The 21984-nt window shown below is 62.0% G+C and carries 17 protein-coding genes and 2 pseudogenes; 13 read left to right on the top strand and 6 right to left on the bottom strand.

The genetic code is table 11. The annotated features are described in order from the left end of the window. Window positions 1–295: 295 nt before the first annotated feature. Both NKJ89_RS06690 and NKJ89_RS06685 read right to left on the bottom strand, forming a co-directional pair. Window positions 296–1882: an MFS transporter gene (locus NKJ89_RS06690; protein WP_352600978.1), complete on the bottom strand. Its 1587-nt coding sequence runs from the start codon at window positions 1880–1882 to the stop codon at window positions 296–298. A gap of 23 nt (window positions 1883–1905) precedes the next feature. Further along, on the bottom strand, window positions 1906–2997 hold the full coding sequence (locus NKJ89_RS06685) for an HlyD family secretion protein (protein WP_352600976.1): 1092 nt from the start codon (window positions 2995–2997) through the stop codon (window positions 1906–1908). 420 nt (window positions 2998–3417) lie between these two features. On the opposite strand from NKJ89_RS06685, the gene NKJ89_RS06680 reads away from it, so the two are divergent. Both NKJ89_RS06680 and NKJ89_RS06675 read left to right on the top strand, forming a co-directional pair. Next, window positions 3418–3606 (top strand): hypothetical protein, encoded by a 189-nt coding sequence (locus tag NKJ89_RS06680; RefSeq protein WP_352600974.1) that lies wholly within the window; start codon window positions 3418–3420, stop codon window positions 3604–3606. 71 nt (window positions 3607–3677) lie between these two features. Continuing rightward, a complete protein-coding gene (locus NKJ89_RS06675; RefSeq protein WP_352600972.1) occupies window positions 3678–3860 on the top strand; it encodes a hypothetical protein in 183 nt (60 codons plus the stop codon). Between the two features lie 61 nt (window positions 3861–3921). Here the strand turns inward: NKJ89_RS06675 and NKJ89_RS06670 are convergent. Further along, window positions 3922–4277: pseudogene (locus NKJ89_RS06670) on the bottom strand (alkene reductase); the annotation flags it as partial. 185 nt (window positions 4278–4462) lie between these two features. Then, entirely contained in the window at window positions 4463–6466 is a 2004-nt protein-coding gene (locus NKJ89_RS06665; protein ID WP_352600970.1) for an AI-2E family transporter, read from the bottom strand. Between the two features lie 209 nt (window positions 6467–6675). Between NKJ89_RS06665 and NKJ89_RS06660 the strand changes: the two are divergent. Next, window positions 6676–7151, top strand: a pseudogene (locus NKJ89_RS06660) (histidine kinase); the annotation flags it as partial. A gap of 25 nt (window positions 7152–7176) precedes the next feature. Here NKJ89_RS06660 and NKJ89_RS06655 read toward each other — a convergent pair. Continuing rightward, window positions 7177–7392 carry a hypothetical protein gene (locus tag NKJ89_RS06655; protein ID WP_023758840.1) on the bottom strand — a complete coding sequence of 72 codons (216 nt, stop codon included), beginning with the start codon at window positions 7390–7392 and terminating at the stop codon, window positions 7177–7179. A 792-nt stretch (window positions 7393–8184) separates the two neighbouring features. Beyond that, window positions 8185–10968: a type VI secretion system ATPase TssH gene (gene tssH / locus NKJ89_RS06650; protein WP_352600968.1), complete on the bottom strand. Its 2784-nt coding sequence runs from the start codon at window positions 10966–10968 to the stop codon at window positions 8185–8187. Between the two features lie 331 nt (window positions 10969–11299). Between tssH and tssA the strand changes: the two genes are divergently transcribed. Genes tssA through tssK form a run of 10 tightly spaced genes read left to right on the top strand, consistent with a single transcriptional unit; the run spans window position 11300 to window position 21980 of the window. Next, on the top strand, window positions 11300–12469 hold the full coding sequence (tssA, locus tag NKJ89_RS06645; RefSeq protein ID WP_352600966.1) for a type VI secretion system protein TssA: 1170 nt from the start codon (window positions 11300–11302) through the stop codon (window positions 12467–12469). Window positions 12470–12475: 6 nt separating this feature from the next. Then, window positions 12476–13015, top strand: coding sequence for a type VI secretion system contractile sheath small subunit (gene tssB / locus NKJ89_RS06640; RefSeq protein ID WP_023758845.1), 540 nt, complete (start codon window positions 12476–12478; stop codon window positions 13013–13015). Window positions 13016–13018: 3 nt separating this feature from the next. Next, window positions 13019–14524, top strand: coding sequence for a type VI secretion system contractile sheath large subunit (tssC, locus tag NKJ89_RS06635; protein WP_023758846.1), 1506 nt, complete (start codon window positions 13019–13021; stop codon window positions 14522–14524). Between the two features lie 46 nt (window positions 14525–14570). After that, a complete protein-coding gene (locus tag NKJ89_RS06630) occupies window positions 14571–15032 on the top strand; it encodes an Hcp family type VI secretion system effector (protein WP_023758847.1) in 462 nt (153 codons plus the stop codon). After that, complete coding sequence (tssE, locus tag NKJ89_RS06625) at window positions 15019–15774, top strand: type VI secretion system baseplate subunit TssE (RefSeq protein WP_352601149.1); 756 nt, start codon at window positions 15019–15021, stop codon at window positions 15772–15774. Before NKJ89_RS06630 ends, tssE begins: the two co-directional genes overlap by 14 nt. A 1-nt stretch (window position 15775) precedes the next feature. Next, on the top strand, window positions 15776–17650 hold the full coding sequence (gene tssF, locus NKJ89_RS06620) for a type VI secretion system baseplate subunit TssF (protein ID WP_352600964.1): 1875 nt from the start codon (window positions 15776–15778) through the stop codon (window positions 17648–17650). After that, window positions 17614–18681: a type VI secretion system baseplate subunit TssG gene (gene tssG / locus NKJ89_RS06615; protein ID WP_352600962.1), complete on the top strand. Its 1068-nt coding sequence runs from the start codon at window positions 17614–17616 to the stop codon at window positions 18679–18681. Before tssF ends, tssG begins: the two co-directional genes overlap by 37 nt. Then, the gene (gene tagH / locus NKJ89_RS06610; RefSeq protein ID WP_352600960.1) at window positions 18678–20150 is read left to right on the top strand and encodes a type VI secretion system-associated FHA domain protein TagH; all 1473 of its coding nucleotides are present in this window, start codon (window positions 18678–18680) and stop codon (window positions 20148–20150) included. Before tssG ends, tagH begins: the two co-directional genes overlap by 4 nt. A gap of 3 nt (window positions 20151–20153) precedes the next feature. After that, a complete protein-coding gene (gene tssJ / locus NKJ89_RS06605; protein WP_023758852.1) occupies window positions 20154–20606 on the top strand; it encodes a type VI secretion system lipoprotein TssJ in 453 nt (150 codons plus the stop codon). A gap of 39 nt (window positions 20607–20645) precedes the next feature. After that, complete coding sequence (tssK, locus tag NKJ89_RS06600) at window positions 20646–21980, top strand: type VI secretion system baseplate subunit TssK (RefSeq protein WP_352600958.1); 1335 nt, start codon at window positions 20646–20648, stop codon at window positions 21978–21980. The last annotated feature ends 4 nt before the right edge of the window (window positions 21981–21984 follow it).

The following is a 21984-nucleotide window of genomic DNA, read 5'->3' as shown; positions in this document are numbered from 1 at the left end:
CGGACAAACAAAAGCCTTGTCGGCTCTCCGTATAGCACTTGCTCTCAGCAGCTGGAATTTGGGCTGACGAACTCGCAGCCCATAATAAACCCGCCGCGCCCCAGCCGCATCTCATGGAAATCCATGCATCGCGAGGAGACTGGACGATACGGCCAGTTCATGTCGCGTGCCGCTTTGTCTGCTGTACAGCGAACCCGCAATGCCCAGCATCCTCCAGCCTATCTCGTCCGGTCGACACCGCTCGCACTATAAATCCCGAGCCCTGCCGGCAAACATAAGTTCCACTGTATATGGCCTAGAGGCGCTGGGGTTTGAAGCCTGTTCGGTTCGGCCGAGCGGCTCGGCTGCCGAGGAATTGTTTGGCCAGGATGAGACAGGGGGCAGCGATCGCGAACAGCACGACAAGCGCGAAGAAAGCTTCATCGAAGGAGATCGTGGCGACCTGCCTCTCGAGCGCGCGCTGCAAAAGGGGGAGCGCGGCCTTCGTCGCCGTGGCACTGTCCATACCGTTTGTCACCAGAACGTTCGCGGTGGCCCGCAGGCGCTGGTCCACGGCCGCGTCGCCATTCACGAGGTGGGCAGCCAGTATGGTTCGGTTGTGGATATTTTGATGATCAATGTACGTTTGCAAAAGGGCTGTTCCGGTCATACCGCCCACCTGTTTGCCGAAGCAGAACAGGCCGATGCCGAACGGCAGCGCATCGGCGGCAAGTCCCCGCAGCGTAACCAGCGTCAACGCCACGAACAGAAGACCCAAGCCGAATCCCCGCAGAAACAAAGGAAGGCTCAGGTCCGGTGAGCCGCTCGCGCTGGTCGAACCGGACAGGAGCCACATGGCTCCGGCGAAGAGCAAAACACCAAACGGGACAAGCGCAATCGGGTGAATTCCGGTCTTTTCGATGACGAAGCCAGCGAACAGAAGCCCCAGCGCGAGTGCGGCCCCACTGGGTAGCAGAAGCACTCCTGCGCCCGTGGCCGTAAAACCGAGGACATTGAGGGCAAAAGCCGGGATGAGATAGGCGCTGCCCGAAAGAGCAAAGCCCGCGATGATGCTGACGAGCAGGCCAAAACGGAAGTCCGGACTACCGAGTGGCGAAACAGCCAGCAGTGAGCGTTCTGAACGGAAACCGGTTTCCCAAATAGCCAGAAAGCCGACGGCCACGACACCGATGGTGGTAAGCAGGGTGATATCCGTGTCGTCGAACCAGTTGAACCTGTTGCCTTGCAGCAGGACGTAGGTCAAAAGCGCGGCGCCCAGGCCAAGCAACAAGATCTGAAGGACAGGAAGCCTGATTTCCCGCCAGTAGGTCCGGTCGCCGTCCGTCCCCAGAAGGACAAGGGAGGCGATGCCGAGGGGAATGTTGCTCAGGAATATCCAGTCCCAGGTGAGATGGTCGACGAGCCAGCCCTCCAGGGCAGGCGTAACGGCCGCCGGAGCCATCACGGCGCCTACAGCGAAAATTGCCTGGGCGACCGGCTGATTTCTGTGCGGGAACCGGAAGAACAGCAGAGTCTGACCTGCGACGAGAATTGTGCCGCCGCCCAGCCCCTGGACAACGCGGCAGATGTCAATCCAGGTGAGGTCAACCGAGAACGTCATTGCCGCGGATGCGAGCAAAAGGGCGACGATCCCTGCGCGCAAACAGGCGGTCGGCCCGACTGCCCTGACAAAAAGCGGCGCGACAAGAAAAACCGTCAGTTTGGCAGCGATGAAAACAACGTCGGCCATCGCCAGTTCGTCCGGCGTTGCGTAGGTGTCGCCAAGCATGTCGATCCGGCCGATGGACAGAGCAGTGGATGCGACCGCGTCCATGACGGCGGCCAGCACAATGCCTGTCGCCATGAGCGAGGCGCGCAACGGTGCGCCGAGATGATGCTGCATGGCTGCTTCTTCAGCGAGACGCGTCACTGTAGCGAGCGTCCGTTCGCGGTTCCGCGGGGCTGCGTTTCCAGCGCAATAGCGGCATCCTGGGCATTAACGGCGATGGCAACGCGCGCTGAGAGCCCCGGAACCAGGCGGCCGGGCAACGGGTTGCGCTTCATCCTGATCTTGACAGGCACGCGTTGGACAACGCGAATGAAGTTTCCAGTCGCATTGTCCGGCGGCAGCAAGCTGAATGCAGCACCGCTGCCGGGTGCGAAGCTGTCGACAACACCAGCGATTTCCAGATCTGGATATCCGTCGACCCTGACGCGGACAGGTTGACCGATCTGCACCTGCTTCAGCTGGGTTTCCTTGAAGTTGGCGACGACCCAGACGTCGTTGACAGGAACGATGTCCAAGGCTGCCGCTCCCGGAGTGACATAGCGGCCGACACGGATCTGGCGATTGCCAACGATCCCTTCGACCGGAGCTCTCACGACTGTGTTGTCCAGGTCGAGCATAGCCAGATCGAGCGCTGCCTGCGCCTGCGCCAGGGCTGCTTGCGCGCCGGACAATTGTGCGTCGAGAACGTCGAGTTTCAGCTTTTGACCCAACAGATTGGCTTCTGCGCCGTCCAGGGATGCCTGTGCCTTGTCATGGCCAGCCTGTGCATCCTGCAGCTTCTGATCGCTTGCTGTCCCGTTCTTCTGCAGCGTCACGTAGCGGTTCAGGTTGGCGCGCGCGAACTGCAGGTCAGCGGTGGCGGATTGCTTCTGCGCCTCAGCCTGCGCGATCAACGCGTCCTGAAGTTTCCGGGTCGCGCCGATGTTGGCGATATCCGCGTGCCGGGCGGCGACGTTGGCCTTCGCCTGGATCACTTTGGCCTTGTAGTCGCTGTCATCGATGCGAAAGAGAACAGCCCCCTTTGCAACGCTGGCATTGTCGTCCACATCGACTTCGACGACATAGCCCGCCAGCTTGGGAGCGATATTGGTAGTGTCTCCGCGGAGATAGGCGTTGTCGGTCGCTTCCTCGAATCGGCCCATCGTGAACCATTGCCAGCCCCATATCGCTGCCGGCGGAACCACCATAAGGGCAACGATGACGAGTGCGATCTTGCGGGCTCGGCTCATGATCGCCTCGACCTGAAGTCGACACACTCGCCATCGAAGCAGACATTCGCCTCGCGCAGAGCGGAACGATCGGCAACGCTGCAGGGCCGGGGTGATGAGTAGGCTTTCACGAGAATGTCTCCGTCGAGTTGCGGTTCTGCACCAAGCAGAGCTGCCGAACGATCGCGGATTTCATGGTCTCGCGGCTATCACACGAATGAACATCCCAACTCGCCCGATCGGTAGTTCGTATTGGACCTCGGCACAGGTAGGCGGCGGGATCAGGCCGGCCGCTCAGCTGACGCGCCGCCGAGCAAATTCGCCCGAATGATTCGCTAAGCACCTGTCGGGGGTGTACAGTCCGTTGTCGCCGGCCACAGAACTTGGGCACCGGCGCTCGAGAGTGTCGATCGTACTCCCGCCCTCAACGGGCGCTGCATCGTGGACAATGACCATTCGGCCGATGCGATTTCGACTTTTGACTGCAATATCCTGCGCGACGCCTTCAGAACACCGGTCATTGAAATGCAGCTCTCCGAGGATCAGTGGCAGGCATACGCCGCGCATTTGATCCTCGACTATACCGGCAACTCCGATTTTGATCCGGCGTTGCTGGCCTGGATCGTGTGACCTTAACTTTGCCGCCGAGCGAAGTACGGGAGCCGCTCTCCCTTTCATTCTTTCCTAAAAGGACAACACGCATGAGGAATATGAAAACCCCGGACGCGCCTGCCATACTTGTCAAGCCGATCGTCGAAGCCGGAAAAATCCTGTCGAAGCGGCTGACGATCAGAACCGACGAAGCGTCAAGACGAAGGTCCGCGGACACCGACGGCACGGTGCGGCGGGCGCGCCAAATTGCGGAAAGCAATCGCCTGATTTGATGCCCCTTTGTCCCTTTGGGGCAAACCCGGACATCATGCAGCCCAAGCCGATCGTCTGCTTTCATGGGCGGCTTGAGGCGGCGATCGCGGGATAGTCGGTGTAGCCAGCGGAGCCGCCGCCATAGAGCGTCGCCGAGTTGAACTCCGTCAGCGGCGTACGCGTCTTCAGCCGTTCCACAAGGTCGGGATTGGCGATGAACGAGCGCCCGAAGGCGAAGAGGCCGCCTTGCCCTCGGCGAGCCGCGACGCCGCGAGTTCGAGGTCATAGCCCGTTATTGGCGAGTTGAAGCGCTGGCGGAGCGATCCGAAGTCGAACGGCGCGACATCGCGCGATCCGCCCGTGGCGCCCTCTACGACATGGATATAGAGCATGCCCAAAGCGTCGAGTTGATCGACGATATAGTCGAACTGCGCCTGGGCCTGCTACCATACTGTCCTTGACGAGTTCGAGCTGGATGACAAGATGCCTGGGCCATTGGCTGTGAGGTCGGTTCTTCGTTCGCCGTTCTGATGCCGGGCAGCTGTTTGCGAGACCGCTGGCCCTCGCCGGGATCGGTGACCTGCGCCACGATACGTGCCCTGCCGTCGCCGTCACCGCGGCCTCATCTTGCAACCGCCAACGGCGCCTTCTTCGCCAACGACGGCTGCCGGCGCAAGCGACGCTTGGCTGTAAGCTTGAGCGCGACCGGCGGCGCGCTGGACAGAGCGCCACGCACTGCATCGGCGATGCTATGAGCAACGAAATCGGCATTGATGTCGCCGGCCAGTGCCGCCGCCGCTTGGCTATCGTCGTTGCCGGCCTCCGACCAGAACGCGATGCCAACCCTGAGCGCCGGCCTGGCGCGCTTCAGCCGGCGCACCAGGAAGCGGGCGTGCTTGACGGAATCGCGATTGAGGAAGCCGACAACGACGGTATCGACAGCGGCAAGATCGAGCCGGCGGATGCTCGCCGGTTCCATGTCGGCGAATCCCGCCTTCGACACCGTCGCACCGTTGACTTCGAGCACCTGCGCCAGCATGGCAGCGGCGGCATCATCGAGTTCGCCGCGCCCGCCGCCACATAGCACTGATATGCCGACGCCATCAGGAAGTCCGATGTCGTCCTCGGCTTCCTTGCCCTCCCCGGCTGTTTCTTCTCCCGCAGCCGTCTTGCCGTCCCCGGCGGAGGCCGGTTCATCCTCTTCGGCCGCTTCTTCGTGTGCGCTGTCGTCGAGGTTTGCCACCAGCGTCAGCGCACTGGCCGCCACCTGCCGTCTCTGCTGGTCGTCCATCACGCCGCGGACACGATCCTGCTCGCCGAGCAACAAAGCGGGAATGGCGACCTGGTCGTAGAACTCGACCAGATATTTCTCCTCCAGCAACTCCTCGGCGTGGTCGGTGGCCTCTTCCGGGTCGCCGGCCAGCAGTCGCTGGTAAAGTCGGGCATGCGGTTCGAGCACCGGCTCGTTGCCGAACAGTACGTCGAGGAATTCGAACTGCGGCACGTGCCTGCCCAGCACGACCAGACAGACGGTGAGCGGCGTCGACAAGATCAGGCCGAGCGGCCCCCACAGCCAGGTCCAGAAGATCGCCGCGACAATGATGGCCAATGGCGAGAGCCCGGTGCGCGAGCCATAGAGCCAGGGTTCGACGACATTGCCGGTGAGCAACTCCATCACCACGAACAGGCCGGCGGTCCACAGCACCAGCGACCAGCCGGGCGCTACCGCCAGCGCCAGCAACAGTGGCAGGAGCGCGCCGATGACCGGCCCGATATAGGGGACGAAGCGCAGCGCCAGCGCTAGTAGGCCCCACAGCAACGCATTGGGGATGCCCACAATCCAGAGCCCGATGGTGATCGGTATGGCATAGACGATGTTGACGACCAGCTGCATCAGCAGATACTGGCCGACGCGTTTGCCGGCATCCTGCAGCGCCTGGGTGGTGCGGTGCAGATCGCCATAACCGACAAGGCGGATGAAACGATCGCGCAAATCCTCCCGCTCCAGCAGCATGAAGATGACGACAACGATGATCAGACCCGCCGAGGCCAGCGGGCTGATCAACGGGCCGATGAGGTTCTGCAGGAACTCGAGCGGCCGTTCTCGCGCGATGATCTCGACCGGCACGGGCTCTCGCCTGGGCGTGTCGGCGGCGGGCGGCGACGAATCCTGCAGGTCGATCTCCTGCCCGACGCGCTCGATCACCTGGCTCAATCTGGCAATGATCCCTCCTGCTGCCCCGGTTTCCTTGAGCGACCGGATCTTGGTCAGGATGTTTGTCTGGTAGACCGGGATGTTCTGCGCCAGTTCGCTAACCTGCGATGCGGCAATGAAAGAGAACAGAGCGAGTGCCGCGAAGGCACCGAACACACTGGCGATGACAGCGGGAAGGCGGGGAATGCCGACGCGCTTCAGAGCCGACACCACGGGCGCAAGCGCGAAGGTCAAAAGCAGCGCAATGGCGATCGGCAGGAACACTTCGCGCCCGAAATACAGCGCCGCAACCGCTGTCACGATCGTGGCGACGGTGGGCAATGAGGTGCGCGGACGGGCGTTGGCTGCGGAAAGAATGCCCGCCAAGCCGAGCTCTGATGGGTAAATGCCGTTTCGACGATTTGCCGCCATTGAATACCTAGCCTCGCCCGCGCGCCATGATCGGGCATATTTAGCTGGCGCGCAACGTAGCAGCTTTACGCGCTTGCAGGTTCCGACCGAACAGTCCGACTGGCACGTTGTCGTGACGCGCTGGTTCGATTCAATTCACGACACGAAGTGGCAAGTGTGTAACAAGTGGCCGAAGAGGAGGCGAAGGCGCCTTCAGATCGGCTTTGAGCTTGTTCCGCCCCATTGAGAATATCGAGGACGCGCAGACGCTGGCGCAGGCCATCGTCAACACTATTGCCGAACCGTTCCTCGTCCTCGACGAAAAGTTTCGTGTGCTGGCGGCCAGCCGCTCCTTCTATCAGATCTTCAAGGTCGACCCCGAAGAGACACACGGCGCCCTGCGTTAGGCGACGGCCAGTGGGATATTCCGGCACTGCGCCTGCTCCTGGAGACGATCATCCCTGAGAAGACTGCCATGGACGGCTTCGAGGTCGAGTATGATTTCCCCAACATCGGCCAGCGCACGATGCTGCTCAACGCGCGAAAGGTGCTTTACGACCACAATTCGGCCGTCACCATCCTGCTCGCCTTCAACGACATAACGGCGCGGCGTGTCATCGAGCGCGAAAAGGAAGAACTCCTCGGCCGCACCGAAGACCTATTGCGGCAAAAGGATGTGCTGCTACGTGAGATGGAGCATCGGGTTGACGGAGGGGCGGCCTTGAGCGATTTCAGCCTGCCTGTTCATCGAATAAAACCGAGCAGCCTCGCGCAAGCGCTACTGTTGAGAGTGCATTTGCCATCAGATCATCCGGAGACACGAAATCGCCGGTTAGCACACGCAACTCTTCCACGCCTTCGGCCATCGACACGAAACTTCCGACCACTCGATCGCGCTTGCAACCCTCGACCACGTAAAGCAGATCGATCAATTCGAAGCCGCGCATATTCAGCCTCCAAAACAAATCGTCCCTTGCAGGATCTTGAAACGCATTGGCGGGAAATAATGTTCCCGGCTCGCCTGGCCGTGTAAAGAACACCTGGCCTGCGGTCGCGCCGGCGGCCTTGCCATCGGGACACTTCCACGATCGCACCTTGAGTCCGGGCGGCCAGCCTGTTGGCTTGTTCTGGCAGCGGATTTTTGGTCCGCTTGGCCGGTGCTCGAAAGCCCCTACCAGCTCCTAACCCTTACGCGCCGATGCCGCTCTTCAGCCGGACAGCCTGTCCGACGGCGAAGAGATGCGTTGCGCCTTCGCGGCGGACTGGGCGTGTGTTGCGATGGATCAGGGTTGTGGTTCTCATGATTGTCTCTCGTCCAGCTCCAGCGAGGCTTGAAGCAATGCCGGTTCGATCGGCACCATTTGCTGGGTAGCATTGCTCGCGGTGATCGCCGGCAGGTGAATGAAGGTGGCCACGCGGCGCCATGCGATCTGGGAAGTCCGTTCGAGGGCCTCCTCGTCATGGTCTTTTGTTTTTAAAGGGAAAATCGCCGCAAAAAATGTTCCAAGGTTTTACCAACTATCGGGACCAATCGGGCAATTTTTGCACACTGAAGCGTCTCGACGTCATCACTATTGCGGTGCGAAAAGTACCGTCAGTAGGTCAATCACGCCACACAAACTCGCCCTTTGGCGCGAGATGGAGCGGTAGGCAGGTCTCCCATGCCTTCAAAGATGGTCGAGCCGGCTGGCTCGGCCTGCCTATGCAAGAGACGCCGAAGCAAATCGTCATCAACATTCTTATTCGAAGGAATACGTGAAGCCCTCCTTGGAGGCGCCGACGGTTACTTTTGTCATCTTTTCGCCCTCGAGCGAGCGGTTCAGCACGCCGCGGCTGAGTTCCGGCAGGAGCGTGTTGGTGAGGATGGCATCGATCATCCGGCCGCCGGATTCGATCTCGGTGCAGCGGGCCTTGACCAGATCGATGACACCGTCGCCGATCACCAATTCCGCATCGTTGGTTGCTCGCAGCCGGCGTGCGATCTTGCCGAACTGGTGACGGGTGATTGCTTCGATCATCGAATCCGAGAGCGGATAATAAGGAATGGTCACCACCCGGCCGAGGAAGGCCGCCGGGAAGACCTTCAGCAACGGGCTGCGCAACGCGGTGTCCAGATCTTCGAGCCCGGCCCGCAGCGTGCCATTTTTGGTGCGGTCCATGATGACCTCCGAGCCGACATTGGAGGTGAGCAGGATCAGCGTGTTCTTGAAGTCGATCCGGCGGCCCTCGCTGTCGTCCATCATCCCCTTGTCGAAAACCTGGAAGAAGATTTCGTGCACGTCGGGATGCGCCTTCTCCACCTCGTCGAGCAGGATCACCGAATAAGGTTTGCGGCGAACCGCCTCGGTCAGGATGCCGCCCTTGCCGTAGCCAACATATCCGGGCGGAGCGCCCTTCAAGGTAGAGACCGTATGTGCCTCCTGGAACTCGGACATGTTGATCGAGATCAGGTTCTGCTCACCACCATAGAGCGTTTCGGCCAACGCCAATGCAGTTTCGGTCTTGCCTACACCCGAGGGGCCGCAAAGCAGGAACACGCCGACTGGCTTTTCCGGCGCGCCGAGCCCGGCGCGGCTGGTCTGCACGCGCTTGGCGATCATCTCCATGGCGTGATCCTGCCCGACCACGCGCTCGGACAGAGTGGCTGCGAGCTTAAGCGCCTTCTCGGTCTGGCTCGACAGCATCCGTCCGGTCGGAATGCCCGTCCAGTCCTGGACCACGGCGGCCACGGCGTTGCGGTCGACCGATGGCAGGATCAGCGGAGTCTCGCCTTGCGCCTCGGCCAGTTCAGTCATCAGTTCGCGCAACCGGGCGAGATCGGCGGCCGGATCGGATGAAGGGGCAGCGGCAGTCGCCGGTGTCTCCACGTCAGCCCGGCCTGTTTTCATCTCAGGCGTTTCGGTCTTGGGCGGCTGAGCTTCAACTGCGTTGGCGCCTGCCGTTTCGACATTCGTCTGCGGTGTCTCTACCGCATCGAGCTGTACGCCTTCGCCGCGCAACCTGGCGCGCAATTCGAGAATTTCGGCAACAAGTGCCTTTTCGCGATCCCAACGTTGCTGCGCGGCGGCCAGCTTGACTTCGTTTTCGGCAAGCCCGTTGTCGACCCGTGCCTGCCGCTCAGCCACCTCGATGCCGATCGCGGCCTCGCGACCGATGATGCCGCGCTCGACCTCCAGCGCCTGCCGGCGGCGCGTGATATCTTCGACCTCGGCCGGCGTGGCGTGCTGCGATATGGCGACACGGGCGCAAGCGGTATCGAGAAGGCTTACCGCTTTGTCCGGCAGTTGCCGTGCCGGGATGTAGCGATGCGACAGGCCAACCGCCGCCTCGATCGCCTCGTCGAGTATCTGCACCTTGTGGTGCTGCTCCAGAACGCCGGCCACCCCGCGCAACATGAGAACGGCCACCGCCTCCGACGGCTCGTCGATCTTTACTACCTGGAAACGGCGGGTCAGCGCGGGGTCTTTTTCGATGTGCTGCTTGTATTCGGCCCAGGTCGTTGCCGCGATTGTGCGGAGCTCACCGCGCGCCAGCGCCGGTTTCAGGAGATTGGCCGCGTCGCCAGTTCCAGCCGCGCCGCCGGCGCCGATCAGCGTGTGGGCCTCGTCGATAAACAGGATGACCGGCGTTTCGGATGATTGGACCTCATCGATGACTGCCTTCAGCCGTTTTTCGAACTCACCCTTTACGCTTGCACCCGCCTGCATCAATCCGACATCGAGCATGCGCACGCTGACATCCCGCAGCGTGGGCGGCACGTCGCCCTCAGCGATACGCAAGGCAAAGCCCTCGACGACCGCCGTCTTGCCGACCCCGGCCTCGCCGGTCAGGATCGGGTTGTTTTGCCGGCGTCGCATCAGGATATCGACGATCTGCCTGATCTCCGGATCGCGGCCGACGACCGGATCGATCTTGCCGTCACGGGCGCGCTGGGTCAGGTCGGTGGCGTATTTCGCCAGCGCCGAATCCCCGCCCAGTGCCCGCTTCGGCGGGGTCTCGGCGGCGGTAGCGGACGGCGCAGCCCCGGCTTCGAGCGACCCTTCAGTTACGTCGGCAAAGCGCTGGATGACCGCGGCGGCGTCGACCTTGTCAAACTCGCCGCTGATCTTCGACAGCAGGCCTTCCAGCACCGGCGTCTTTAGGCAGGCAAGGAGAACATGTGCGCTACGGACTTCCTCGACGCCGAATTCCAGCGTTGCCAGGTTCCAGGCTTCCTGGATGGCATGAAAGATATGGTCGGAAAATTCCTCGATCGACGTTGCGCCATATGGCAGCTTGTCGACGGCGCGGGTCATGTCGGCTGTGAGCCGGCTCGCATCCAGTCCCGCATCGGCGATTATCATCTGCACATCCGAGCGGTCGGAAAGCACAAGTTGCTCGATGAAGTGGACGAGTTCGACGTAAGGATTGCCGCGCAGCTTGGCGGTGTCGGCGGCGGCCTTGAAGGCTCGCACACCGACAGGATTGAGCTTGCCGACCAGTTCCTTGCGCTTGAAGCTCTGCGACGACCGGCGCTGTTCCATCGAACGTGCTCCTGCAATCTGCCAGCCGATAACCTGCCACATAAGCCGCCACTTGACAAAGTGCGTGATGGACGAGGTCTCGAAGACCGGTCCAGCCAGCTTATTGCGTTTATGGACGTCCTGCACCGCCGGCTGCAAACAATCACGGAATTGGGCCCTTGCGCGATACATTTCTCATGCAGGATCGGCAATCATGCTACGGATGTCAGCATTCGGAGGCGGTTGCATTTAGCTTCTGTTAATTTTTGAGCAGTCGTTGAATTGTGGTAAAGTGCAGCGGTGTGATAACGTCGGGTCACATCTGGTTTGAGGGCCTTCGCTGGGGGTTGGTGTGATTGATCTCGCACTCTGGCTTACTTCGCTCGACGGTGAGAATCCGTCCGGGGAAGATTTGCGCAACGACCCAGCTTTTCATGAGCTGGAGCGCCTGACGGAAGCCCAGATCAAAGTCGTCCACGACGGCAACAACAAGGCTGCCTCGCAAAGCACCATTCCGGTCGACTGGCCTGCGGTGCTCGCAAAGGCGGAGGAGTTGCGCGCGCATGGTCGGGACCTGCGCCTGCTCGTCATCGTCACGCGCGCGTTGGCCAATGAAGAAGGGCTGGCCGGGCTGGCGCAAGGTCTGACTCTCATTGCGCAGACTTTCGATCAGCATTGGGAAACCATGCATCCGGCACTGCGGCCCAACGCTTCGCCACGCGATGCCGCCCTGCGCCGTATCAATGCGCTGCTCGACCTGCAGAATGGTCAGGACGGGTTGTTGGCGAACCTGCGGCGAATGACGTTCTTCGCGCCGCGCGCGATCGGCCCGATTCAGGGCAAGGATCTGGAAAAGGGTGCGCTCGACGACCGTGTCATGCTCCAGGAGGCCGCCTCGGGGTTGAATGCGGCGGAGAAGGCCGCGCTGGTCAGTGCGCACGCACAACTCCTGAATCGGGTGCGTGCCGGATGTGCGGCCCAGATTGATCAGGCCAATGCGGAGATGCTCCAGCTCATCGCTGACGCCCGGGCAACGATCGCGGCACTCGATGCGGTCGAGGCCGCGCTCAACGCTCGTCTCGGCGGCGGCGGCGCTCCCGTTCCGGACTTAAAACGGTTCCTGCAGCGTTTGCTGACGACACTCGAACGGAATTCGGCAGCCGGCGCGGTGACGAATGGCGCGGCCACGCCGATGCCGGCGGAACCGGCAACGCCTGCTCGAAACGGTCATGGAGCCGATGCGATGGCAAGTATGGCAAGCTACGCGGAGCCGAGCACGGGGCTTCCCGACCGGATCTCCTCGCGCGACGACGTGGTGAAATGCCTCGACCTCGTCGTCGCCTTCTATGACCGCACCGAACCGTCGAGCCCGATTCCGCACCTGGCTCGGCGCGTACGCCGGATGGTGCATATGGATTTCGTTGAACTGATGGAAGATCTCGCCCCGTCTGGGCTGAAGGAATTCAGGCTGCTTGCCGGCGTTCCCGATGCCAAGAAGACGGCTCAGAAGGATGAAAGGTAACAACACATGCCAGCCGAAAGCAAAGCGAAGGTCATCGAACGAAACCGCGCGCCGCGAGTGCAGATCGCCTACGATGTGGAAACCTACGGCAGCCCGACGACGATCGAACTGCCGTTTGTCATGGGCGTGATGGCCGACCTTGCCGGTGCTTCGCAAACCAAGGAAGCGTCAAAGTCGGTGCTGGACCGCTCCTTTGTCGAGACCGACGCAAACCGCTTCCCAAAATTCATGGAGGCGCTCGGGCCCCGCGTCAAAGCCCGGGTGAAGAATACCCTGCCACAGGCCGAAGGCCAGGAGCGCGACGAAGAACTGGCGCTCGATCTCACCTTCAGCAAGATGGGTGATTTCGCCCCGGACAAGATCGCCGAGCAAGTTCCGCAACTGGCCGAGATCCTCAAGATGCGTCGTCAGCTCGAGGAATTGCTCGGCTTCATGGACGGCCGCGTCGATGCCGAAAAACGCATCGCGCAGCTTCTGAACAACGAACCGCTGCTTGGCAAGATCGCCAACCAGGCACTGTCGGATGACGACAAGGTTGGGGAATAAATCATGGCCGAACAGCAAAAGACCGCCGCAGTCGCCGCCGAGGCCGAGGCCATAGACCTTGGAGAATTCAGCGGACTCCTCGAGAAGGATTTCAAGGTCAAGAAGGACGACAGCGAGAAGCTGCAGCAACTCGTGCGCAATCTCGCGCTCGCGGCGCAGTCCCGTTCCGACACCACGACCATCTCGTCCAATGCGATCAAGTCGATCAAATCGCTGATCGCCGGCATCGACAAGATGCTGACGACCCAGGTCAACGAGATCCTGCACGCGCCGGAAGTGCGTGAAATGGAAGGCACATGGCGTGGCCTCTGGTATCTTGTCAACAACACCGAGACGGATCAGAAGCTGAAGATCCGGGTGATGAACATTTCCAAGGAACAGCTGGCCGATACGCTTGAAGACTATGAAGGCCAGATGTGGGATCAGAGCCCGATCTTCAAGAAAGTCTATACAGACGAGTATTCGATGCTGGGCGGCGAGCCGATCGGCTGCGTGATTGGCGCCTATGAGTTTTCCAACCACCCGCGCGACGTCGGCCTGCTGCGCAACATCTCGGGCATCTGCGCTTCGGCGCACACGCCGTTCATCGCGGCGGCCTCGCCGCGCCTGTTCCGCATGGACAGCTGGCAGGAATTGCCGAACCCGCAAGATCTGCAGCAGATCGTCTCCAACCCGGCCTATGCCTCGTGGCAGTCGTTGCGCGAGAGTGAGGACGCTCGCTACATCGGCCTGACCATGCCCCGCGTCCTGGCGCGGCTGCCCTACGGCACCGATACCGTTCCGGTGAAGGGCTTCACCTTCGAGGAAGAGGTGCAGGGCGACCACAACAAATATGTCTGGATGAACGCCGCCTTCCCGATGGGCGTCAACATCAACCGCAGCCACAAGCTGTTTGGCTGGGGCACGCAGATCCGCGGCGTCGAGAATGGCGGCACGGTGCTCAACCTGCCGGTACACAGCTTCCCGACCGATGATGGCTCTATCGCGATGAAATGTCCGACGGAAGTCGCCATCGACGACCGGCGCGAGGCGGAACTGGCCAAGCTTGGCCTGATGCCCATCCTGCACCGGAAGAATACCGATCTCGCGGCCTTCATCGGGGCCCACTCGCTGCAGGACGACGAGACGCGAGCGGGGCGGCTGGTCGATCCCGATGCGCAGTCCAACGAGCGGCTGAGCGCCAACCTGCCCTACCTGTTCCCGGTCTCGCGCTTTGCGCACTACCTCAAGGCCATCGCGCGCGACAAGGTCGGCTCGTTCAAGGAGCGTTCCGACATGCAGATCTGGTTGACCGAGTGGATCAACCGATACGTGCTGGCCAACCCGGCCTTTGCCGACGACAAGGCGCGCGCCAAGCGCCCGCTTGCCGCCGCCGAGGTTCAGGTGGACAGCGTGGAGGGGCGGCCGGGCTACTACAATGCCCGCTTCTATTTGCGCCCGCATTACCAGTTGGAGGGCATCAACGCCTCGCTCCGACTGGTGTCGGAACTACCGTCCGTTAAGACTTGATTTGCAGCAACAACATCCTGGTTTTTGAACGCGGTGGAGAAACACAATGCCCACGACTACAAAGATTGATGGCTTTCTGAAGGTTCCCGATATCAAAGGCCCCAGCACCCGCGACGGGCACGAAGATGAGATCGAAATTCATGGCGTCGACTACAAGATGGTCGCCCCCTATGATCCGAATTCGATCTCACGCCGTGGCCGCGTGAACATGGGCATGATCAAGTTCACCAAACACTACGACAAATCCTCGCCCTATCTGAAAAAGGCGTTGTTCGACAACAAGGCCCTTGATGAAGTGGTGTTTTCGGCGCGCCGGACCATCGATGGCGAAAGTAAGGATTATCTGGTCATCACACTGAATGACGCCTTCGTCATGGAATACGACATGTCGCAGGCCGAGGATGAGGAAGACCTGATCCAGGAAGAAGTCAGCTTCGCCTACAAGAAGATCAAGTTCGTCTATGACGGCAACGATGAAGCCGAAATGGATGTCTATGTCGGCAAGTGAGGTTCGGCAGCCCGGCGCGGGCAAGCGGCAGACCACCGGTAGCTTGCGGGCGAAAAGCGAAGCCGTCCAGCCATCGCTTTGGGATCGCCTCGTCAATGACCTGCCGGGTCTGACCTCGGAAATAGAAGGGCTGCGCCATTTCCTGCTCGACGAGCTTGGCGCGGACCGCCTCGACACACTCGTTGCCGGCAGCACGCGGGCCATCGACGCCGATACGGAACTGACACCGGATCAGAAACGCCGTCTGCATCGATTGGCCTTTCAGACCCAGCACCGCGTCGAGATCGAAAGCCGTGGCGTGGTGGTATCGGCCCGAGTGCTCAGGGAAGCGGTACGACGTGACATCGAGGCGCTCTTCAACACGGAGCGCTTCGAGGCCACGCCGCTTCTTTCCGATCTGGAAAATGAACAGGTTTCGGACAATCCCCCTTCGCTTGCCGATTTTCCGGAGGTCCGCCGAAGCGTGGTCAATTATGGCGTACCTTCCTTCTCGGGCCGCTCGTCCCGCGATTTCGATCGCGACGTGCTGGCGCGTGAGATCCGCACCGTGCTCGCCACCTTCGAGCCTCGCCTGAAGGAAAACGCAACAAAGGTTACGGTCACGCTCGGCGACAAAACCGTTGGCCTGAAGATCGAGATAGACGCCGTGCTGATCATGACGCCGACGCCCGAACGCATGCGCCTGCGCACCACGATCAATCTCGATAACGGCCTGGCGCGGACCGAAATTAGGGACGCCTGAGATGGATCGAGTCTTCGTCGAATATTACGAGGAGGAACTGACCCATATCCGTGGCCTCGCAGCGGAATTCGCCGACATGCATCCAGCAGTGGCGCGCAACCTTTCCCTCGACACGGTCCCGTGTCCGGACCCATATGTCGAGCGGCTGCTGGACGGCGTCGCCTTCCTCGCCGCGCGCACCCGGCTGAAGATCGACGCCGAGCGCTCGCGATTTTCCCGCAGCGTCCTCGATGTCCTCTATCCCGATCTGGTCACGCCGGCGCCGGCGACGGCGATGGTGGTGTTGAGACCCGGCCAGCAGGTCCAGACCATGCTCGCCGGCCACGTCGTCAAGCGCAACACGCGGCTGGTTTCCAGCCTGCAGTCCGGCCTGTCGACACGCTGCACTTTCTCTACCGCGCAAGAAATGACCCTGTGGCCGATAGGGATTACTTCGGTCAGCTATTTTCAGGATCGCAGTGCGATGGCGATGGCCGGCATAGGGCCGATCGGCGGCGTCGGCGGCGAGGCGGCGCTCCGCATCACGCTGGCCCGGACCGGAAAAGGCAAGCTCGACGAACTGGCGCTCGACCGACTCGACCTCTATTTTGCCGGGCGCACCAAGGCGCCGCTGCTGTTCGACGCGATCTTCGGCGCCTGCACGGCTGCCGGCGCACGACCCGAAGGCAAGACCAACCCGTTGTCGGCCTTGCCGGTACCCGCAATGGTCGGCATCAGCGACGACGAAGCCTTGATGCCGCGCACGCGCGCGACATTCGAAGGGTACCGCCTGCTGCGCGAATACTTCATGATGCCCGAACGCTTTCACTATGCGCGGCTTTCGGGGCTGCAGCCCATCGTGCGCAAATGCGCGGCCGGGCTTGAGATCATCTTCCTGTTCAGACGCGCGGCGCCTGAGTTGGCCGATCTGACGCCGGCGGACTTCGAACTTTTCGCCACGCCGATCATCAATCTGTTCGAACGCGAGTGCAACGTCGTCGAAGTCGATGCGCGCAAGACGCGGCAGGTGTTGCATGCGGACCGGACGCGGGCGCGTGACTTCGAAATCTATCGGGTCATCCGCGTCGAGGACGCCGACAGTGAAGGCAACGACGCCGAAATCCCCGAACTCTTCAGCCTGGGTCAGAACCGCGGTAGTGGCTGGGTTTATTCAATCGAGCGGCGCCCACGCCGGGCGACGGAAGAGGAGCGCCGCGACGGCCTGACCCGCACGTCCTACACCGGGGATGACGTTTTCCTGGCCGTATCCCGGCCGCTCGCAAGCCCGACGACCCGGCCGCTGAAGCGTCTCGACGTCATGGCCCTTTGCACCAATCGTGATCTGCCGATCCTCGATGACAATCCGACCTTGACGCTAGAGGCCGGCGACCCGGTCGAAACTGTAAGGCTTCTTGGCGCGCTGCGTCCGCCGCAGCCAGCTATCCCCGCGGCACTGCCGGCTGGGGCCGACGGTGAATCGCGGGCCGACGATCTCGCCTGGCGGCTGGTGGCGCAGCTCGCGCTCAACTTTCTCAGTCTTGCCAAAGAAGGCCGCGGCATCGACCCCCTGCATGCGCTGCTCGACCTCTATGCCGATCGCGGCGATCCGAGCCTTGCCCGCAATGTGCATTCGATCGTGCGTATCGACTCGCAGCCGGTCGTCGAACGTCTGCAAATCGATGGGCCGATGTGCTTCGGACGCGGTACCGAAGTGACGTTGCATGTTGATCAATCGGTCCTGGCCGGCCAAAGCACCTTGCTGCTTTCGGCCTTGCTGGCGCGGCTGTTTGCCCGTCACGCCGGGATAAACGGCTTCGTGCGAACCCGCACGCGGCTGCTGCAGAAGCAGGAGGATGTGCTATGGCCGATGACGCCCGGCAATCGCTACCTGATCTAGACAAGCCCGACCCGAACCGGGCCGAAGTTTTATCCGAGACGTTCGACTTTTTCGAACTGCTGCGCCGTCTCGAACAACGGAGCGGTCTGTTCGGCCATTCCGGCCGCCCTGACCGTGAGCCGGCACGGCTTGGCCAGCATGTTCGCCTCGCCTTTTCTGCACGGGATCTGGTTCAATTCCGCGAAGCCAGCGGCAGGGCGCCGGCCCGGGTCACGGTGGCAAATCTCGGTCTGTTGGGACCCGAGGGTCCAATGCCGCTGCATCTGACGCGCTGGGTGCTCGACCGCCTGTCGCAACGCTGGTTCGCCGGCGCCGATGCGCAACTGACCAGCGACACGACGTTCGTGGACTTCGTCAACATTCTGCAGCACCGTATGATCGCCCTCTACTATCGGGCGTGGGCGGATGCGCATCCGGCCGTACAGATCGAACGCGCGGTCGGCGGGCGCATTCGCGCCATGCTTGAAGCCATGGCCGGGATCGGACTTCCCGGCACCCAGGACCCCGATCTCGATACGGTGAAACTTCGCCAGGCGGCTTCGCTCGCCAATCAGGTCGACGGCCCGGAACGGCTGACGCTGTTCCTGGCGGAAGCGTTCAAGGTGCCGGTACAGATCAAGGAATTCATCGCCGCCTGGGTAACAGTACCAACCGGCCTCCAGACCCGTCTTGCAAAGGCCTTTGCGGGGCTCGGCAAGGGGGCGACGATCGGCCCGCGCGTTTTCAGCCGCCAAAGCAGGATTGAACTGCGTGTCGGCCCGTTGGGGTACGAGGAGTTCAAGGCGTTCCTGCCTGGTGGCCAGCGGCTCAAACTGTTCAAGCAGGCGGTTCGCGACATGGTCGGGGAATCGCTCGACGTCGACCTGCGCATCGTGCTTGCGCGTGAAGCTGTGCCGCCGCCCCGTGTCGGATCGGTTCAGCTCGGGCGGACCGCCTGGCTTGCGCGACCCGCTGAAAGGGGCGATGCTGACGACATGCGGCTGCGGACAATCGTCGGATGGCGGCCGGAAATGGCGGGGGTCGCGGCATGAGTCTGCTGCTGACGCTGGAACAAGGGCCACGCACCCAGGCGGTACGGCAGACCCGGCTGGACGAGGGCGAGCTGGTGATCGGCCGCAGCGCGGACGCGGGCTGGCAGATCAACGATCCCGACATGTTCGTTTCGCGAGCGCATTGCAAGATCTCTGGCGGGCGAGATGGATATTTTGTCACCGACACGTCGAGCAGCGGATTGTTCATAAACGACTCCGACAGCCCGCTTGGTGCCGGTAAGTCGACGCGCCTTCAAAGCGGCATGCGGCTGAGACTTGGCGACTACATCGTCCATGTCGACCTGCAAACGCCAGCCACTCAAGCACCCGCAGCCGGCCAGCCGGTTCCTGAACGCGCGCCGCCGGCGTCCCGGGCGCCGGTGAGCATCGGCCGCGATGACTTCTTTTCCGCCAAGGTCGAGGAAGAGCCGCGACGGCCACGTCCGGCCGATCTGCCGAACCCGTTCGAGCAGCCGGTTCCTGGCGCATTCGAACGTGCCAACTCCGACCAGCGCAACTCGCCCGGTTTCGATGACCCGTTCAGCCTCGATCCGGTTTCAACGCCCGTGTCGAAAAATCCCGCCCCTTATCGCGAACCGGGCGGCGCGACGAGCCAGGTGGACCCATTCAGCCTCGACCCGGTGCCGTCCCCCAGCCGCGGAGCCGAAGCCACTCCTGGAAAGCCGTCCCATTTCAATGATGATTTTGGTTTCGGACCAGCCGCGGCGCCCAGTTCGGCGAACGGCGCCAGTTCGACCGGACAGCGCGAGCGCATCGCCAATCCATCCCAATCCGCCAATCCCTGGGATTTGCCGGTGCAGCCGGCGGATGCCCCTCCTCCACCACGTGTGGGCGCTGCTCCCAAAGCCGCCCGCCCGCCAGCAGCGGCGCAGCCGGAGGAGATGGCGCTTCGCGCCGCGTTCCTGCACGGTATGGGTGTCGAGGAAGCCGAGTTTCCCGGACGCGACAGCATCGCGGAAATGGAGAAGTTTGGTCGCGAATACCGGCTGATGATGGAAGGCCTGATGCAGCTTCTGCGCAAGCGGGCTGAGGAAAAGGGAAACGCGCGCGTCGCCCAGACCATGGTCGGGCCCTCCGAAGTCAATCCGCTCAAGTTCCTGCCGACGGTCGATGACGCCATCGTGACGCTCATCGCTGATCGCAGCCCCGGATTTCTCGCCGGCGAAGCGGCAATCGCCGATGCGGTTCGCGATCTTGCGCAACATCACGTGCGCGCCTGGCGAGGCATACAGGCCGCCTTGCGGCGGATGATCGACCGTTTTGACCCGGCAGCGATCGAGGAAGAGCTGAAATCGAATTCCGCGATCGGCACCCTGCTCTCGGGTGGGCGGAGCGCCAAGCTGTGGGAGCTTTACCAGAAACGCCATCGCGAAATCGCTGAGAGCGCGGAAAAAAGCTTCCTTGGTGAAATCGGCGCTGATTTTCGAGATGCATATGAGGAGGAGTGAGACATGATCGATCGACGGGAATTTGTCGTTGCCCTGGGCGCGACAGGGCTGCTTGCGGCTTGCCAGAGTGGTCCGCCAAAACCATCGGTGATCACTGTCAACATGACCGGCGGCGCCGGCATGAACCCGGGGCCAGGTGGCGGCGACCGGCCGGTGACGGTTCTCGTGATGCGGCTGAAAAGCACCGGCAAATTCAATTCCGCCGACTATTTCGCGCTGCAGGGGGATGCTGGCACGGCGCTGGCAGGCGATCTCATCGGATCCGATCAGATTTCCGTCGGGCCGGGAAAATCCGCGTCCAAAACCATCACTGTCGAGCCGGACGCGACGGCGCTGGGCTTCGTTGCACTGATCCGCGAGCCTGGCGGCAGGAACTGGCGGACAACCAAGTCGGTATCGCCTGGATCAAAATTCACGATCAATGTCACGCTTGGCAGCGGCGGCATTTCCGCCTAGCGGCCAGGGCAAGGGGAGCTCAATGCAGAGAGTAGCGGCATGAGCGATGCAAACAGGGTGCTATGGTCCGAAGGGCTTTTCCTGCGGACCCAGCATTTCCAGCAGCAGGATCGCTTTTTCGAGGCGACGGTGCGCGGCGCATTGCAGGCCGGGCAATTGCATACGTTCGGCTTTCAACAGCTGACGCTTGACCAGGCATCGCTGGAGGCCGGCCAGATTTCGATACTGTCCGCACGGGGCATCTTTCCGGATGGGACGCCTTTTTCCATTCCAGACATGATGGACGCGCCGCGACCGCTGCCGGTCACCCCGGACACGGGCGCCGGACCGGTGCTGATCGCCTTGCCGCTGGAGCCTCCGGGCGGTGTCGGCTTCGATCCGGCGCACGCCGCCGCCTCGGGAGCGCGATATCATGGACGGATCGTTTCGGTGCGTGACGCCGTCCAGGGCGGATCAGATCCTGAAGAAATCGAAATCGCCCGTCCGCAAGCGCTGCTGCTGGCGCCCGGCAAGTCGGTCGGTGGCTATACAGCCTTGCCGATAGCCGACCTCAAGGGGGTTCGAGCTGATGGCGGCGTCTCCCTGGACGAGACCTTCCTGCCACCAACATTGGTTACCGGCGCTGTGGCTTGGTACCGACAATTGCTGCTGGAAGTTGTCACCGGCCTAGACCAGATCGCCGAAGCGCATGGCAAGATGGTCATGGGTGGGCCTGGGCGCAGCGTCGAAGATCTGCTGATGCTCAATCTCGCCAATGCGGCGCGTCCGCGGCTGGCCCACATGCTGGCGCAGGATGTCTTCCATCCAGCCGAGCTTTACCTGGAACTTGCCGGGCTCGCCGGTTCGATGGCGACCTACGGATCGAGCGCGCGGCGGCTGGGCGAGTTGCCCGCCTACGATCATATGGCCCCGGGGCCCGCATACATGGCTCTGGCGGATGCGCTGCGCTCGCTCATCCTCAGCCTGCGTTACATCGAGCCGAAATCGCGTGCACTGCCGGTCATGCGGCATTCGACCAATGTCTGGAAAATCCGCATCGACAATCCGAAGCTGCTGGTGGCCAGCCGGATCGTCATCCGGGTTGGTTCGGAGCTGTCGGAGGACGCGCTGCGCAAGATATTCGTCAATCAGGCGACCGTCGGCTCGGCCGACCAGTTCGAGGGTCTGTGGAAATCGCGTTTACCCGGCATTCCGCTGAAACCACTCCATTCCCAGCCGCGCGAGATTCCTTACGATGGCGATCGGTTATGTCTCGAGCTGGACCAGAAAAGTGAGCACTGGGCGTCGCTGCTCGATGCCCCCGGCTTCGTCATCGGCGTTTCGGGCGTGTTGCCAAGCGAGCCGCAGGTGGACTGTTACTCGGTGAACAGGTGAGATC

Origin of the sequence: Mesorhizobium sp. M0047 (assembly GCF_040323315.1) — a bacterium.
Taxonomy (GTDB): Bacteria; Pseudomonadota; Alphaproteobacteria; order Rhizobiales; family Rhizobiaceae; genus Mesorhizobium.
This window is presented reverse-complemented; position numbering and strand designations above follow the sequence as displayed.